The sequence below is a fragment of the Salinibacterium sp. VpJ6 genome, assembly GCF_059767345.1.
In genome coordinates this window covers 61,592-77,668 of the sequence record NZ_JBSOQL010000002.1, presented here as the reverse complement: position 1 = coordinate 77,668, position 16,077 = coordinate 61,592, and the positions used below count along the sequence as shown (strand labels likewise).

General features: G+C 61.0%; 16 protein-coding genes. 3 read left to right on the top strand and 13 right to left on the bottom strand.

Translation table 11 applies throughout. The features are described from left to right. The first annotated feature begins 134 nt into the window (after positions 1-134). On the top strand, positions 135-710 hold the full coding sequence (locus ACWTV1_RS09395; RefSeq protein ID WP_498505110.1) for a helix-turn-helix domain-containing protein: 576 nt from the start codon (positions 135-137) through the stop codon (positions 708-710). 23 nt (positions 711-733) lie between these two features. Here the strand turns inward: ACWTV1_RS09395 and ACWTV1_RS09390 are convergent, their stop codons facing one another. From ACWTV1_RS09390 to ACWTV1_RS09340, 11 genes are all read right to left on the bottom strand, one after another. After that, positions 734-1,525 carry a DUF6984 family protein gene (locus ACWTV1_RS09390; protein ID WP_498505109.1) on the bottom strand — a complete coding sequence of 264 codons (792 nt, stop codon included), beginning with the start codon at positions 1,523-1,525 and terminating at the stop codon, positions 734-736. Between the two features lie 76 nt (positions 1,526-1,601). Further along, positions 1,602-2,471 (bottom strand): hypothetical protein, encoded by an 870-nt coding sequence (locus tag ACWTV1_RS09385; RefSeq protein WP_498505108.1) that lies wholly within the window; start codon positions 2,469-2,471, stop codon positions 1,602-1,604. A 20-nt stretch (positions 2,472-2,491) separates the two neighbouring features. Then, a complete protein-coding gene (locus ACWTV1_RS09380) occupies positions 2,492-2,935 on the bottom strand; it encodes a hypothetical protein (protein WP_498505107.1) in 444 nt (147 codons plus the stop codon). A gap of 164 nt (positions 2,936-3,099) precedes the next feature. After that, a complete protein-coding gene (locus ACWTV1_RS09375) occupies positions 3,100-3,930 on the bottom strand; it encodes an aldo/keto reductase (protein WP_498505106.1) in 831 nt (276 codons plus the stop codon). Between the two features lie 71 nt (positions 3,931-4,001). Beyond that, on the bottom strand, positions 4,002-5,144 hold the full coding sequence (locus tag ACWTV1_RS09370; protein WP_341620459.1) for a bifunctional 2-methylcitrate synthase/citrate synthase: 1,143 nt from the start codon (positions 5,142-5,144) through the stop codon (positions 4,002-4,004). 49 nt (positions 5,145-5,193) lie between these two features. Continuing rightward, on the bottom strand, positions 5,194-6,099 hold the full coding sequence (prpB, locus tag ACWTV1_RS09365; RefSeq protein WP_341620460.1) for a methylisocitrate lyase: 906 nt from the start codon (positions 6,097-6,099) through the stop codon (positions 5,194-5,196). After that, entirely contained in the window at positions 6,099-7,595 is a 1,497-nt protein-coding gene (locus ACWTV1_RS09360) for an MmgE/PrpD family protein (RefSeq protein ID WP_498505323.1), read from the bottom strand. Before ACWTV1_RS09360 ends, prpB begins: the two co-directional genes overlap by 1 nt. 8 nt (positions 7,596-7,603) lie before the next feature. Further along, positions 7,604-8,275 (bottom strand): GntR family transcriptional regulator, encoded by a 672-nt coding sequence (locus tag ACWTV1_RS09355; RefSeq protein WP_498505105.1) that lies wholly within the window; start codon positions 8,273-8,275, stop codon positions 7,604-7,606. A 130-nt stretch (positions 8,276-8,405) separates the two neighbouring features. Further along, positions 8,406-9,362: an NAD-dependent epimerase/dehydratase family protein gene (locus ACWTV1_RS09350; RefSeq protein ID WP_498505104.1), complete on the bottom strand. Its 957-nt coding sequence runs from the start codon at positions 9,360-9,362 to the stop codon at positions 8,406-8,408. Continuing rightward, positions 9,359-10,318 (bottom strand): bile acid:sodium symporter family protein, encoded by a 960-nt coding sequence (locus ACWTV1_RS09345; protein ID WP_498505103.1) that lies wholly within the window; start codon positions 10,316-10,318, stop codon positions 9,359-9,361. The genes ACWTV1_RS09350 and ACWTV1_RS09345 overlap by 4 nt, the downstream gene beginning before the upstream one ends. After that, positions 10,315-11,634, bottom strand: a complete 1,320-nt coding sequence (locus tag ACWTV1_RS09340; protein WP_498505102.1) for a flavin-containing monooxygenase — start codon at positions 11,632-11,634, stop codon at positions 10,315-10,317. Before ACWTV1_RS09340 ends, ACWTV1_RS09345 begins: the two co-directional genes overlap by 4 nt. A gap of 196 nt (positions 11,635-11,830) precedes the next feature. Between ACWTV1_RS09340 and ACWTV1_RS09335 the strand changes: the two genes are divergently transcribed. After that, entirely contained in the window at positions 11,831-12,532 is a 702-nt protein-coding gene (locus ACWTV1_RS09335; RefSeq protein WP_498505101.1) for a hypothetical protein, read from the top strand. Positions 12,533-12,610: 78 nt separating this feature from the next. Here the strand turns inward: ACWTV1_RS09335 and ACWTV1_RS09330 are convergent, their stop codons facing one another. Next, entirely contained in the window at positions 12,611-14,284 is a 1,674-nt protein-coding gene (locus tag ACWTV1_RS09330; protein ID WP_498505100.1) for an ABC transporter ATP-binding protein, read from the bottom strand. A gap of 53 nt (positions 14,285-14,337) precedes the next feature. Here ACWTV1_RS09330 and ACWTV1_RS09325 point away from each other — a divergent pair, with 53 nt between their 5' ends. Continuing rightward, positions 14,338-14,946 (top strand): PH domain-containing protein, encoded by a 609-nt coding sequence (locus tag ACWTV1_RS09325; protein ID WP_341620469.1) that lies wholly within the window; start codon positions 14,338-14,340, stop codon positions 14,944-14,946. A gap of 11 nt (positions 14,947-14,957) precedes the next feature. Here the strand turns inward: ACWTV1_RS09325 and ACWTV1_RS09320 are convergent, their stop codons facing one another. Beyond that, on the bottom strand, positions 14,958-16,076 hold the full coding sequence (locus ACWTV1_RS09320) for an ABC transporter permease (RefSeq protein WP_498505099.1): 1,119 nt from the start codon (positions 16,074-16,076) through the stop codon (positions 14,958-14,960). Position 16,077 lies beyond the last annotated feature (1 nt).

Genomic DNA, 16,077 nt, shown 5'->3' with positions numbered 1-16,077 from the left:
GCCGTGCTCCTAGCTCGGAGCTGGGAGCACGGCACGACCGCACGGCTCTATCGCCGACAACGTAACGTCTGCGAGCTAGTTGAGTAAAATATGACGCGTAAGCTATATTTGCGAGAGAGAAGGCGGTGATACGTATGCCGAATGCATCCACGTTGATCCGGGCTGCCCGAAAAAGTCGTCGCCTAACCCAGAAGCAGCTCGCTTCCCGCTCCTCAATCGATCAGGGCAGCGTTTCCCGCTCAGAACGAGGTCGCGATGCAAGCTTCGACACGATTGACCGCCTCCTAGCTGGAGCGGGGCACCGGTTATATTCGGCCCCCACTCGCCGGGACGACGCAGCAACCGCCGCTACCGAAATCCGTCACCAGCTCGCTGCCGGCGACAAAGACAGGGCGCTTCGGGCCTTGCTGCAGCTCAACGACAACCTTGTGGCCGAGCACGGACTGATTCGCGGAGTCCTTGGGCTTGCCGAGCCCGAGTCGACTCGAGACCCAGTGTGGGATGCCGCACTAGCAGCGCTTGTAGCGTGGCGACTCGCAGACGGGGGCATTCCTCTGCCGCAGTGGGTTGATCTCCCCAACCGGTTCCTCAGCAAACACCGAGCTCTTGACGTGGATCCCGCAGACCCTGTTGCTCCCCTCGCAGATGTCCCCGCCGAGTTCGCTAAACGCGGCGTTCTTGCGTGGCGTGACACGTTCGAAAGCGTGTAATCGTGGCAACCACTCTCGGCCTTTCACCGAAACGTCTGCGGGATTTCTCGCAGTGGCGAAAAATCGCCTTTGAACACGTCGAGCTCAAATAGTTCATCGAACTGATCCACGTTCAACGTGGCGGAAATCCACATGCCGTCGACATCAAAGAAAGTTACCTCCGCTACTTGATCCTCGAACCGTCGTTCGAGCGAAGGAGGACCGATTGCCAAGCTGCCCATACCGCCATCGTTCATCGCTGCGACGGTCAGTTCTGTTAGGGCGGCAGGCGAACCCGAGAACCCCGGGGCTCGCTCGACCAAAGCACGCAAAAGCCGCAGCTCTGCCTCGGTTGGGGATCGATAGTTTTCCGATGAAGGACTAACGAACTTTCGTCGAGTTGCGGCGGCCTGTGAGGACCGCATCCGCGACCAGAAGCCGAACCACACGACGCCAACAACGGCAAAGGTGATCGGCAGCCATATCAAGAAAGTGAGTGCGAGTGGCCCGCTAGCAACCCAAATCACAAGGAGCGCCGTCGTCAGGACGGCCGCGCCCGAAGTAACCGCTAGAGAAATACCATCCAGTCGGCCACGACTACCGAGAAGAGCGCGGAGGCCGAGCCCCGAGCCAACCGCCACAAGCCCAACGACGCCGCCACCGATTGGGGCGGCGATCACTAAAATCAGACCGAAGATTCCGAACATCTCTGAGCCCCAGCTTGGGACGATCATCGCGAACCCAAGAAGAAGACCAGCGGCTGCTCCGAACAGCGATCCGTAGAGCGCAACGACCCACGGGCCTACGTTGAGCGGTCGTCGGATTCCGCGGATCATTCACTCAATGTAGCGGCAGCAGCGTTCAGCGCGAAGCATCCGGAGGCGTGAATCACCGCCGCCCTCACTGGCGTGCTTATGCAGGCTGCTCGAAACGAGCCCACGGGCCGTCCGCGGCGACGCGTGAAACGTATTGCAATTGGTCGCCATCGCGCTCCCAACCCGAGGGGTGCTGAATGGGTTCATCAATCCTGAGCCCGTGGAACAACTCGCGGCGGGCAACATTCTGAAGGTGCGCCGGAGCCCACTCGATGTCGAGATCGCGAACGGTTGCGACTCCGAAGGCGTCTTGGGCTACAAAAACTTCGTCTTCGCCATCGGGGCCTCCGCCCGCAATGCTGATCTCCCACATGCGCTCAGCACGGGGAAAGAGCTTGACCAGATTGGAAAAGACGTACTGCCCTCGATACTCACCGGCGCGACAGACGCCCACCGTAGGAAGCAATGGAATAGAAAAATCCACCCGATCTCTATCACTCACGGGAACGAACGTCGACGTGTCAGAGTCGGCCGCCGGAACCGTTCGACGCCGGAACACCCGCCGACATGATTCATCGACCGAGAGCGAGAGAGGGAGCGGTATCGAGCCATCGCCAGTGTCGATGACAACAGACGGCAGCCGGAACAGTCGCGATGTTCGAGCACTCCAGTGGCCAGAAAAGTACGCCAACGCAGCGCTGACATACTTCTCCAGATACTCGCGAGCATCATCATTAGTGGCCAAGTCATCCGCTACAACATGCGCCAGCCTGCCCGGGATCTCCAGCTGAAACCAGCCGGCCGTATCCACGGAAACGATCGCGTACTCATCGCGGTTCGACAGCGAGGTGAGCTGGAGAAACGTCTCATCGTTCGGGTGCACTCCCCCGATACCAACTTCGGCGTGCACGCCGTCAGTCGATGCCGCCAGCTTTTTGAGGAGCGTGAGAAGAAAGGTCCGGTCCATGCTGCCTCTTTCGTGGGGCGCTATTGAGCCGGAAGTTCTCGAGCGTCGTGCAGTTCAACATCGCCGTTCGCAGACACGACTTCAAGAAGCACACGCCAGTCGCCGCCGTTGCGTTCTATAACCGCGGGCCGTCCCTGAGTCATGTCGAGCACATCATCTTCAGTAAGGATGACACCGTATTCGTCAGCAGCCCAGCCCTGCACTGCGGTGGTGTATTCCGCGAACGCCACTGAATGACGTTCCTCGAAGCTTTCCGCCGCAGCCACGAGGCCAAGCGCGCTTGCCGCTCCCGCAGCAACGGCCAGCACGGTGAGCGCGAAAGCACGAAGCCGAAACTTGCGGCCGGGGCCGGCGAACCAGTACAGCACCGCGATCACAGCGATGCCAAAGGTCGCTATCGCACCCAGAAACGGAACAAACGCCCACCCCTCAGTGGGGCTCTGATAGAGACCGGGGTTTGTCATGACTCTGGTCCTCGCCGCTCGATGTGTTTTGTAGCACCCGGATGAAATAAACCGAGCAACACTCTGTGAGCGTCTAGCGTACCAGCGCCTCAACGACAGAGGCCGGCATCCACACACCGAAGTGAGTAGGGATGCCGGCCCCTGTGCGAAGCGCGAAGCGAGCTTTAGAAAGTAGCCTCGTCGGGGTTCGAGCCCACGCGCTGGTCGCGGTCGATCGCGTCGATGGAGGCCATCTCATCCGCCGAAAGTTCAAACCCGAAGACGTCGAAGTTTTGAGCCATACGCTCGCGCGAGTTCGACTTCGGGAACACGATGATGCCGCTCTGCAGGTGCCAACGGATCGCAACCTGAGCCGGTGAAACACCGTGTGCTTCGGCGGCATTCTGCAGTGCCGTCTCGCTGAACAGGTCGTACTTACCCTGCCCAAGCGGGCCCCACGCCTCAGTGTGGATACCAAGCTCGGCACCATAGGCGCGCAGCTCGCGCTGAGCAAAAGCGGGGTGAAGTTCGATCTGGTTCACTGCGGGAACCGTTTCACTGCCCGCGAGAATCTTCTCGAGGTGCGGGCGGTGGAAGTTGCTGACACCAATCGAGCGCGTCTTACCTTCAGCCTTGATGTCTTCCATCGCGAGCCACGTCTCGAGGTAGCGGTCGAGGTCGGGGCGAGGCCAGTGGATGAGGTAGAGATCCACGTAGTCAAGGCCCAGCTTTTCGAGGCTGAGATCCATGGCATCGCGAGCAGAGTCTGTGCCCTGGTCGCTGTTCCACAGCTTCGTCGTGATGAAGAGTTCTTCACGCGGGATGCCCGAGGCCTTGATGGCGTTGCCAACGCCCTGCTCGTTGCCGTAGATCATGGCGGTGTCGAGGTGGCGGTAGCCAACCTCGAGCGCGTCGGTGACGATGCGCTCGGTTTCTGCGGGGTCAACCTTGAAGACTCCGAACCCGAGCTGCGGGATGGAATTGCCGTCGTTGAGTTCAATCTGGGGAACAGTCATTTCCCCATCTTGCCACTCACGACTGACGATTCCACCCGCGCGGCTCAAGCTCCTAGCGAACGTGCAAACTTCTAGCCGATGTGGCGCTCGTCCACTCCCGAATACGCAGCGAGGGGGCGGATGAGGGCGTTCGAAGCAGCCTGCTCCATGATGTGAGCGGTCCAGCCGGTGATTCGCGCCGCGACGAACAGCGGCGTGAACATGTCGGTGTCGAAGCCCATGAGGTTGTAGGCCGGGCCACTCGGGTAGTCGAGGTTCGGCTTGATGTTCTTGCGGCTCGTCATGGCCGTTTCGAGAGTTTCGTAGAGTTCCATCATGTCGGGGCGGTCGTACTCAGCAATAAGAGTTTCGAGCGCTGCCTTCATGGTGGGCACTCGCGAGTCACCGTTCTTGTAGACGCGGTGACCGAAGCCCATGATCTTGCGCTTCTCGGCGAGTGCTGTCTCGAGCCATGCCTCGGCGTTTGCGGCGGTGCCGATCTCGTCGAAGACGTGCATGACGGCCTCGTTTGCGCCACCGTGCAACTGGCCCTTGAGCGCACCAATTGCTGCCGTAACCGCACTGTAGAGGTCACTCAACGTGCTCGTGACAACACGGGCAGTGAAGGTCGAAGCGTTGAAGGAGTGCTCGGCGTACAGAATCATCGACACATCGAATGCGTTGACGACAACGAGGTCAGGCACCTCACCGAAGGTCATGTGCAAGAAGTTGGCCGAATAGCTGAGGTCGTCGCGCGGCTCCACGAGCTCCTGGTCACGACGGCGGCGCTGGTCGTAGGCGATGATCGCCGGCAGCTTCGCCAAGAGGGTCAGCGAACGCTGCTGGTTGAGTTCTTCGTCGATCATGCTGGCGGGGTCGGTGAGGGTGTCGTCGATGGCACCGATCACGCTGACGGCGCTGCGCACGACATCCATCGGATGCGCGGTGAGCGGCAACTCGTCGATCACTCGCTTGGTGTGCGCGTCGAGGTGGCGCTGCGCACGCTCGGAGGCTTGGAACGCCTCCAGCTGCTCGCCGTTCGGCAACTCACCGTGCCACAGCAGGTAGGCAACCTCTTCGAAGGTGCACTTCTCGGCCAGCTCTTGCACGGGGTAACCGCGGTAGAGCAGCGAGTTCGTTTCGGGGTTGACCTTAGAAATCGCGGTGGTGTCTGCGATGACCCCGGCTAGGCCCTTGCGGATCTCATTTTCGGGGGTTCCGTTTGAGTCAGTCATGTTGCTCCTCGGTTGTGTCTATCGAGTCAAGAGTGGTGAAAACAGTCAACTAAAAGTGGTTATCGAGAGTGAAGTTGAACACCGACGAATCGAAAGAGTTGTAGCTCTCGTAGTCGAGGAGTTCGTAGAGGCGGGCCCTCGTCTGCATCTCACCGACAACAGACTGCTGAGTGCCGTCGGCGTTGATTGCATCGAGGGTGCGCTCTGCAGCACCCATGGCACTACGCAACAGGGTTACGGGATAAATAACAATGTTTACGCCGATATTGCTCAATTGTGTTGTCGTGAAAAGCTCACTCTTTCCGAACTCTGTCATATTCGCGAGGATCGGAACATCCACGGCATTGCGCATCGCCTCGAACTCGCCGAGGTCTTTCATTGCCTCGGGGAAGATCGCGTCGGCGCCCGCATCAACGAGCTGCTTGGCGCGGTCCATCGCAGCATCCAAACCATCAACGGCACGGATGTCGGTGCGAGCCATGATCAGCAGGTTCGGATCGCGGCGCGCGTCGGCAGCCGCACGGATGCGCTTGAGGGCGGTGTCGGTATCGACAACCGCTTTGCCATCAAGGTGTCCACAGCGCTTCGGGTTGACCTGGTCCTCGATGTGGAGCCCAGAGACTCCGGCATCTTCGAGGGTCTGCACGGTGCGAGCCACGTTCATGGGCTCGCCGAAACCGGTGTCGGCGTCAACGAGTGACGGCAGGTCGGTCATCCGCGAGATCTGCTGCGAACGACCAGCCACCTCGGTGAGAGTCGTCAGACCGATGTCGGGCAACCCCAGATCGGCGCTGATGACAGCGCCCGAAATGTAGACGCCGTCAAAGCCCTTGTCTTGGATCAGGCGAGCACTCAGCGGGTTGAACGCACCGGGCACGCGCAGCAGTTCGCCGCTCGCGAGGCGCTCGCGAAACTGGGCTCGCTTGGTGGCTGGATCTGTTTGGGCGTACAGCATTAGAAGATTCCTTTGGCGGTGGTGGCGGGGAAGCTGCCGCGTACGGTCAGCTCTCCGAGTTCGGATGCCTTCAGCTCGGGCAGGCGTTCGGCCGCAGCCAAGAAGCGTTCGATTTCGTCACTCGCGAGCACGCCAGCCGCGAGGGTGCGGAACTTGGAGACGTACTGAGCGCGAGCGAAGGGGCGAGCACCGAGCGGGTGAGCATCCGCGACGGCGATTTCTTCAACAATGCGGCTACCGTCGGTCAATTCGATTTCGACGCGACCACCAAATGCCTTCTCGGCGGGGTCGATTGAGTGGTAGCGACGTGTCCACTCGGCGTCTTCTTCTGTGGTCACGCGCTTCCACAGCGCCACCGTGTCTGGGCGGTTGGCGCGCTCAGGCGCGTAGCTGCGCACGTGGTGCCATTCCTTATCTTGCAGGGCAACAGTAAAGATGTACGGAATGGAGTGGTCGAGCGTTTCGCGGCTCGCGTTGGGGTCATACTTTTGCGGGTCGTTGGCTCCTGAGCCGATCACGTAATGCGTGTGGTGGCTCGTGTGCAGCACGATGCGGTTGATGTTCTCTTCAACCAGTTCAGGATGCTCGCGCCCGAGCTTGCGGGCGAGGTCGATCCACGCTTGCGCCTGATACTCGGCCGAGTGCTCCTTCGTGTACGAGTCGAGGATCGCGGTGCGCGGCTCCCCCAACTCAGGCAGCGGAACTTCGTAGTGCGCATCGGGACCATCGAGCATCCACGCGATTACGCCGTCTTCGCCTTCATAAATCGGGGTGGGGCTGGTCTGCCCGCGCATGGCACGGTCGACTGCCTCAACGGCCATCTTGCCGGCGAAAGCGGGAGCGTGGGCCTTCCACGTGGAGATCTCACCCTTGCGCGACTGGCGCGTGGCGGTGGTCGTGTGGAGCGCCTGGCCGACAGCCTGGAAGATCGTTTCGGTGTCGAGACCGAGGAGGGTTCCGATGCCAGCGGCGGCGCTCGGACCGAGGTGGGCAACGTGGTCGATCTTGTGCTTGTGCAGGCAGATCGCCTTCACGAGGTCGATCTGAATCTCGTAGCCGGTGACGATGCCGCGCAACAGATCGGCACCCGTGCGGCCAGTGTGCTGGGCAACAGCCAAGATCGGCGGAATGTTGTCACCGGGGTGCGAGTAGTCGGCGGCCAAGAAGGTGTCATGGTAGTCGAGCTCGCGCACGGCAACGCCGTTGGCCCAAGCTGCCCACTCCGGGCTGACGCGCTCGTCGGAACCAAACACGGTAGCTCCTGGCGTGTACGGGTGGCGCTCGGCCTGCGCCCGAGCAGCAACAACCGGCGCCCGGGTGAGGGATGCGGTGGCAACAGCAGCGTTGTCAATCACTCGGTTGATGACCATGTCGGTCACGGCATCCGTGGGTTCGAGCTGTTCTGCAGCGATCGCTGCGATCTTGTGGGCGAGCTGGTCTTCGCGAGCGAGGTTCTCGTCGCTGCGGTAAACGCGGAGGGCGTGGTCTTTCACAATGGAGCCTTTCAATTGGCGGCGCGCAGCGGAGAATCTGCGGCCATGGCTAGTGCGCTCGTGAGCGCGTGATGGAGGTGAACATGAGTGGCGTGCGCGGCAAGCTCAGCGTCGCGAGCGACGATGGCTTGCACAATAAGAAGGTGTTCGCGAGCGGCTGCGGCCAGTCGCTCGGGGTTGTCTTTGGCGAGGCGACGCACGCGCACGAGATGGGTACGTAGCGAGTTCAGCGCGCCCGTGAGGTAGTCGTTGGCGACCGCATCGTCCACGGCGCTATCGAAACGGCGCACGAGATCGAAGTACGCGCTCCGGTCGCTATCGTCACGCGCCAACATTTGGGGCACGGCCTCGAACTCGCGCTCGAGATCAGCAAAGGTGCTGCCGGTGTGGTGCTCGGCAGCCAAACGTACGGCCTTCACTTCGAGGGCCTTGCGCACGTCAAAGAGTTCGCGGATGTTGTTGACCGACACGTCGGTGACCACAAGTCCCCGACCGGATTGGCTTGCCACCAGCCCATCCGTCATGAGCCGCGACAGCGCTTCGCGCAGCGGGGTGCGGGAGACCCCGAGCCGCGCCGCTTGTTCGACTTCGCCGAGAATCGTGCCGGGAGCGAGTCGCCATTCAACGATGTCGTCGCGCAGCGCTTGGTAGGCGCGATCGCTAGCTCTGAGTGGTGTTGCCATGCGCACCTCCTGAACCAGCGAACTCAACACCGGGGCGAGAGGCCCCAGAACGTGAGTTTGTATACAAGAACTTCAGTCTAGGCTTGATCTAGAAGAAATCAAGCCAAATTCTCGGTGAACTGTATACAGATCAGCGCAGTGCGCGAGCCTCGAGATAAGCGGCGAATGCTTCCCGACTCGTTTTGCTCGGGGTGAAACCGAAGGTGTTCTTGAGCGCAGTGTTGTCGAGCACAGGCCGATACAGCAGAAAGTTGACCTGAGCAGGCTTATGGGGCGTGAGCTTGAGGGCGTGGCCAATGCCCAGCGCCACAGTGAACAACCACGGCGGAATCACAAACATCTTCTTGCCGAGCGCGCTCGCGATCTCCGCGACCGTCATCTTGCCGTTTCCCGCGACGTTGAAAATCCCGGCCGGGCCACCACTGGCGGCACGCACCATGACCTCGACGACGTCATCCACCCAGACGAACACAAACGGGCTGTCTGAGCCAGCGAGTTTCAAAACCCGCTTCCCCTCCCAGAGCGCCGTGATCTGATTGTCGACTGCCGGACCCAAGATGGTGCCGATACGAAACACTGTCTGCGTCAGTTGCGGTGCCGTTTCGCGCAACTCGGCCAGCATCTCTTCGACCATGCGCTTGTGACGGCTATACGGAAAGTCATCATTGCCACGAATGGGGTCGCTCTCAACAATCCACTCAGCATTATTCGGGTGGTAACCGTAAGCCGCACCACTCGACGACACGACCACGCGCGAGACTCCAGCCGCAACGCAGGCGTCGAACACGGCGCGCGAACCCTCAACGTCGACCGCAAATTCTTGAGTGACCGTGGTGCTCTCGCCCGGGTTCACGATGGAAGCCAGGTGAACGACTGTGTCGATTTCGTGGCGACGCAGCAGCTCGGGCAGGTCAGGGGCATCCGTCACGTCAACGCGTTCGTACAGCACCCCCGGCAGTCGCACGCCGGGGCTGGGAGCTCGAATATCGGCGCTGACCACGCATTCAATGGCGTCGGATGCAGCCAACCCTGCCACTACCGATGTGCCCAAGAATCCGGTGCCACCCGTCACAAGAACTCGACTCACGAGTGTGCCTCCGCTTCGTTTGCTGAGCTACCGGAATTCGGCCCCGAGCTGTCTGTGGCACCCCGTGCCTTGCGGCGGCCCCACCAGGTCGCCAGTGCGAGCCCGGCGATGATGTCCCAGATACCCCACCATCCCGCAACAACGGCCATTCCGCCAAGTCCCCCAAAGAAGGTGAACACCAAACCCAACCCCAGCCCCGCATTCCGAATTCCCACTTCAAAGGTCACCGCTTTGGCTTCGTAGAGCGCCAGACCTCCAAGACGTGCACTGGCGTAACCGAGGCCGAGCGCAACGGCGTCGTGCAAGAAGACAGCCAGCAAGACAACGCCAACGTAGGCAATGAAGAATGCGAAGTTACCGGCAAGCGCCGCGATGATGAACCCCAGCAGTGCCAGCAGGCTGATCCATTTCACGGTGGGCTGCACCTTCTTGGCGAATGCCGGCCAGCGGTTCTTGATCGCAAAACCGAGCACGAACGGCAGCCCAATAATCAGAACGATTTCTAGCAGCATCTGCCAACCGTTGAGACTGACATTTTCAACAATCGCGGATGCTGTGGGGTGCCAGCCTCCCCACAGGGACAGGTTCACCGGCAACATGACGATGTAAATCACGTTGGTGACCGCCGTCATCGAGACCGAGAGAGCAACGTTGCCCCGCGCTCGATAGGTGAGAACCTGGGAAATATTTCCCGGCGGACAACACGCAACCAGAATCATCCCGAGCGCAATTGAGGGGCCGACCTGCAGCAGTAGCGTGAGCCCGAACGTGACGGCGGGCAAGAGCACGAGCTGAGCAACAAGGGAGATCGCGAAGGCGCGGGGAGCTTTCAGCACCGCTCGAAAGTCGTCGATGCTCGTATCGAGGGCGATGCCGAACATGATGAGGCCGAGCACAATGCTCAGCGCGATGAGCGAGCCCGGACTGAAGTTGAGCAGCGCATCATCGATGGTCATGACTGTTCCTTAATGTCGCGTGCCTTACGGGTAAGGGCCTCACGAGCGCGCCGCACTGCGCGCCGGTAGGCATCCTTATTGACGTAGTACGACATGCGTTCCAGCGCCAAATACTTGTAGCCGCCGGTGAGATCGGGCCACGGTTGTTCAACCTGCGCGCGAAAGTGCGCCGCAGCCCGGGGAGCTTCGTCTTGAGCGGCGAGGTAGGCCGCGAGCAGCTCTGCTTGTTCGTACCGGCCCTGCCACCCAATGCCACTGGCCTCAATCATTCCCATGACATAAAGACCATTGAAGCTGGGCGGGAAAATATTGAGATAGAGCTCGGGGGCGAGGGAAGACCAATTAAGGTGCTCACGATCAACAAAGGGGTAGTCCAAGGAGTAACCGGTAGCCAAGACAATGAGGTCGTAATCGGCTTCCGTGCCGTCGGTGAAGTGCACGGTATTGCCCTCGAAGCGCTCCGGCGCGGGCACCACTCGCAGGTCGCCCTGACCGAGGTGCCCCAGCACCAGCGTGTTCACAATGGGGTGCGACTCATAGATCTTGTAGTCCGCGGGCGGAAAACCGAACTTCACTGGGTCACCCGTAAAGGCCTTCAGCACGCGCGTGTCAACGAACTGCTTAATCTTCGCCGGCAGCGGTCGGCCCTGGTTCAAGGTGTCCGCTGGTTTGCCGAACAGGTAGCGCGGCACGAAGTAGTACCCCCGCCGCACACTCAGGTCAATGCTGTTGGCGTGGTGCACCGCATCCACCGCAATATCGCAACCGCTGTTGCCTGCGCCCACAACCAGCACGCGCTTGCCCGCAAAGATGCGAGCTTTCTTGTACTCGCTCGAATGAATGATCTGACCAGCAAATTCACCCTCGAACTGCGGGATGCTGGGGTGGGCTAAAGTGCCGTTAGCCAGGATCACGCCGTCGAATCGTTTCGTTCGCGGCACATAGCCGCGCGTCACGCTCGTAACGTTCCAGCCGCCATCGTCGGTGGGCTCGAGCCGCTCTACCGTGGTGTTGAAGAGAAAGTTCTCACCGAGATCGAAGCGATCGCTGTACGCCCGAAAGTACTTGCGCAATTCACGATGGCTTGGGTAGTCGGCAGTCGACTGCATCGGCAGTTCACGAAACTCGGTCGTCGTGCGCGAGGAAATGAGGTGCGCAGATTCGTACATTGTGCTGCGCGGGTTATCGATGTTCCAGAGGCCTCCGACGTCGGCCGCGGACTCGAATCCGACGTACGCAATGCCTGCCTTATCGAGTGCGCGGGCAGCAGCAAGTCCTGAAGGACCAGCGCCAATGATGGCGATGGTGCGAGGCATCCATTCCTCCCCCGGGTGAACAACGTTATTCAAGGCGTTTCCGCAGCTTACTAGACCGCTTTTGGCGAGTAGAGCAATTAGTCGTCCCGTAGCATTTTCTTGCAAAGACTAGGCCCAGTACTAATACTGGGCGTGCAAGATACCCGACGGCGATTACCCGAAAATCGCCGATCTTGCACAAGGGGACCTAACCAACATGCCCAAAAATCCTATGGTTGCGCCTGCCCGGCGTCGCCAATGGGGCGCTGAATCACGCGTCGAACCGCTGCCCACCGTTCATCCCGCGCCGAGCGATCGCACCATCGCGCTCGCTCGCCTAGCGATTGTCGCCACCGTTGTCTTTTGGCTGACGTACGTGATCTATACGATCCTGCGTCAGTTCATCAACAACGGCACCGAGAGCTTCCGCTTCACGGCAGAAGCAGTGTCGTACCTGATCGTGGTGACGTTCTTGACGTTCTCCGCGCTCATGTACTTGATTGCGCGCCACGGCGCCTACCAGCGCTTCCGGGCGCACGCTCGCGTGCCGCGTGCCGAACTCGGCCGCCACTTCGCCGATGTTCTTGCCGAGGGCTTCGATGGTCACGTCGCGAGTTCAGCCAAGACCATCACGACAGAGGAACCCGCCGACCCGTCGGACTTCGTGGATGACCCGGCAACGAGCCCGTATCCGATCTGGAAAGAAGACGCCAGCTACCTCGCCGGCACCAAGATCGTCTGGCACCGCAGCGTGTATCAAGCCAAATGGTGGACCCAGGGCGACAGCCCTGCGGCGTTCTCTTCTGACCCCGACGGCTCGCCGTGGGTTCCCCTCACCTCAGACGACATCAAGGCAATCGCCGACACCACCACGAGTGACGAGTCGACGACATTAGCTCCAGCCAGCACGGAACACTAGATTTCCTGTTCCTTGCCCGGTTGGTCACGGGAAGCAGACGGCGGGAATCGGGTTCCCGCCGTCTGCTGAAGTTCCGTATTAGGAGAAGAGCGCTTCCCGCTCGCTGCGGCGGCGACGCTGTTCCTCAGGGTCTGGCAGCGGAACGGCTGCGATAAGGCGTTGCGTATATTCCTCTTGGGGATTACGCAGCACTTGATCGCGGGTGCCCTGCTCGACGATCTTTCCGCGGTGCATCACAGCGATGCGGTCGGCGAGAATGTCAATGACGGCCAGGTCGTGGGTCACGAAGAGGCAGGCGAAGCCCAGTTCCTTCTGGAGCTCTTGAAAGAGTTCGAGCACCTTGGCCTGCACCGAGACGTCGAGCGCCGAAGTAGGTTCATCGGCCACGAGTAGCTTGGGGCTGAGCGCGAGCGCACGGGCGATTCCAACGCGCTGACGCTGACCACCCGAAAGCTCGTGCGGGTAACGGTTGCGCATGTGGGCCGAGAGCTGCACGCGGTCGAGCAACAAGCTCACGCGGGCTTCCTCGTCTTTGCGACTGAAGCCGCCACCGAGGCGCATCGGCTCTCCGATGCTCTCGCCGATCGGCATCCGGGGGTTCAAAGAGGAACCCGGGTCTTGAAAGACGATGCCGATGTCACGACGTACGGCGCGCAAGTTGGCCTTGTTGATGCCGACCATATTGGTGCCAACGATGTCGAGCGTGCCTTCCACTGCGGGAAGCAGGCCGACAACCGCGCGACCGATCGTGGTCTTGCCCGAGCCAGACTCCCCCACCAGACCCAGAACTTCGCCCTGGCGAATCGTGAGGTTGATGTCATCTGCAGCGCGGAATGCGGGAACCCGGCCACGCTTGGGGTATTCGATGGCGACGTTGGTCATCGTCACGACGACCTCACGATCATCCTTCGAGGCGGATGCTTCGCCGGCTTCACCGAGGTGAGGAACCGCTGCGAGCAGAGCCTGAGTGTACGGATGCGTGGCTCCGGCGAACAGCGAGTCTGCTGTTCCCGTCTCCACAACTTCGCCGTCCTTCATGACCATGACGCGGTCGGCGAGGTCGGCAACGACACCCATGTCGTGGGTGATGAGGATGATCGCGCTGTCGAGCTTGGAGCGCAAGTGATGCAGCAGTTCCAAGATCTCGGCCTGCACGGTCACGTCGAGCGCCGTCGTCGGCTCATCTGCGATGAGCACGCGGGGGTCGCACGAGATCGACTGAGCGATCATGGCACGCTGGCGCTGACCTCCCGACAACTGGTGCGGGTACGAGTCGAAAGCCTTTTGCGGGTCGGGAAGCTCCACCATCGCGAGCAGTTCCAGGGCGCGCTTTTTGGCATCCACCCGCAGCATGCCGGCGTTGTGCACTTGAAGCGCCTCCACGATCTGGAACCCGATCGTGTACACGGGGTTCAGCGCCGTCATGGGCTCTTGGAAGATCACGGCGATACCGGCACCGCGCAGTTGGCGCAGACGGTGCAGGGATGCTCCGACCAGTTCTTCACCGGCCAGCTTCACGCTGCCCGAGATACGTCCGTTCTCTGGCAGAAGTCCGAGCAGCCCCATTGCGCTCGTGCTCTTACCCGAACCCGATTCGCCCACGATGGCGAGCACTTCGCCACCCTGCAGCGTGTAGCTCACGTTCTTGGCAGCGGTAACCCACTCGCCCTCGACCCAAAAGTCGACACCGAGGTCAGTGACCTCGATCGCGGGAACCTTCGCGGTTGCCTCGGTAGTAGCTGATTCAGTCATCAGGAGTCTCGCCTTTCACCCTGGATGCGTGGCTCTCGTGGGAACATGGTTCCGTGTCGCCAAACTTCACCCTGCACTCGCGATTCGGGCGCGTACTTTCGATTGTTGTCATTGCTGCCTTCGCAGCGGGACTTCTTGTCACAGCTTTTCAAGGCCGGTGGCTGGATGCTCTGCAGGTCGCGCCCGTCTTCGGACTGCTCGGCCTGCTCACGTGGGGCATGTTCTGGCGCCCCAATGTTCGCGTCACGGCGTCGGGTGTCACCCTGCGCAACGTACTGCGCACCATCGAGGTCGCGTGGCCCGAAATTCGCCGCATCGATACCAAGTACGCGCTCACTCTGGAGACCGCGCATGGCACGGTCACCGCGTGGGCTGCCCCCGCTCCGGGCCGTCATGCCGTGTTCAGCGCTGTGCGCCAAGACGGTAAGAACCTGCCCGAATCGAGCTACCTTGCGGGCACGGTGCGACCCGGCGACCTCATCACGTCCGATTCCGGTCAGGCTGCATACGTCATCCGTAAGCACTGGGAGCAGTTGCGCGATGCTGGACATCTGGATGACGCCACGAGCGAGTTCACGAAGCTGCGAGTCGCGTGGCACTGGCGCACCATCGCGGCTCTCGTGGCGCTGACTCTGCTCAGCATGCTCACGACGTTCGGCTAGCTGCGCCACACTCATTTGTTGGACGTTCCGTCGCCGGGACGTGCGCCGGGAATGTACGCCTTGAAGAAGTTGCCAATCTCGGAACCCAGGCTGCGCTGACGAGGAACACGCTTCTGGCGAGGGTCGAACGCGTCGCGCAGTCCATCACCGATGAAGTTGATGCACAGCGCGATCACCACGATGAACAGACCTGGCCACCAGAACAGCCACGGGCGCGTCTTGAACGCTTCGTTGTATTCACTGATGATCTGACCGAGCGAAATATCCGGAGCCGTAATTCCGAAACCGAGGAAGCTCAGTGAGGTCTCGAGCAGAATCACCGCGCTCATCAGCAGCGTTGCGCTCACGACGATCACGCCGACTGTGTTGGGCAGGATGTGGCGGAAGATGATGCGGAAGTCGCTGGCGCCAGCCACCCGGGCTGCATCCACGAACTCGCGTTCGCGCAGGCTCAGGAACTCGGCGCGCACGAGTCGTGCCATTCCGGTCCACGCAATGAGCCCGATCATGACGGCAAGCAGGAACGCGTCGCCACCGATCGTCTGGCCGAGAACGGCACCGAGGATGAGCAGCGGCACGATGATGATCACGTCGGTAAGACGCATGATGACCTGGTCAACCCACCCGCGGTAGTACCCCGCGAGAGCGCCGAGAACGACGCCGATAACGGTCGAGATGATTCCCACGATGAAGACGACGTTGAGCGACTGCTGCATGCCGCGCATCACGCGAGCAAAGACGTCTTTACCGGTGTTGTCTTGACCGAAGGGGTGCTCGCCAAAGCTGAACGGCCACCACGTAAAGGTCGGGGCACCACCGGGGAGCATGATGTCGTAGCGCTCCCACCAGGTGTAACCCCACCACCCGGGGATGCGGAATCCGTCGACGATCAGGCGGGTACCGCTGGGGTCTGGCGTGAGCTTTCCGGTGCCGCCGATCACGGTGCCCACCGAGGTGAACGCGAGCAGTACGAGGAAGAGCAACACGAACACGGAGACAACAGCACCGCGGTGCTGCAGGAAACGGCGGCGCACGATAGCGCCCTGGCTGAGACCTACCGTGGCACGCTGTTCGATGCTGAGTTCTTGGCCCGACGACTGTTCGTCGGCTACGGGCTTCTTGTCGGTCATG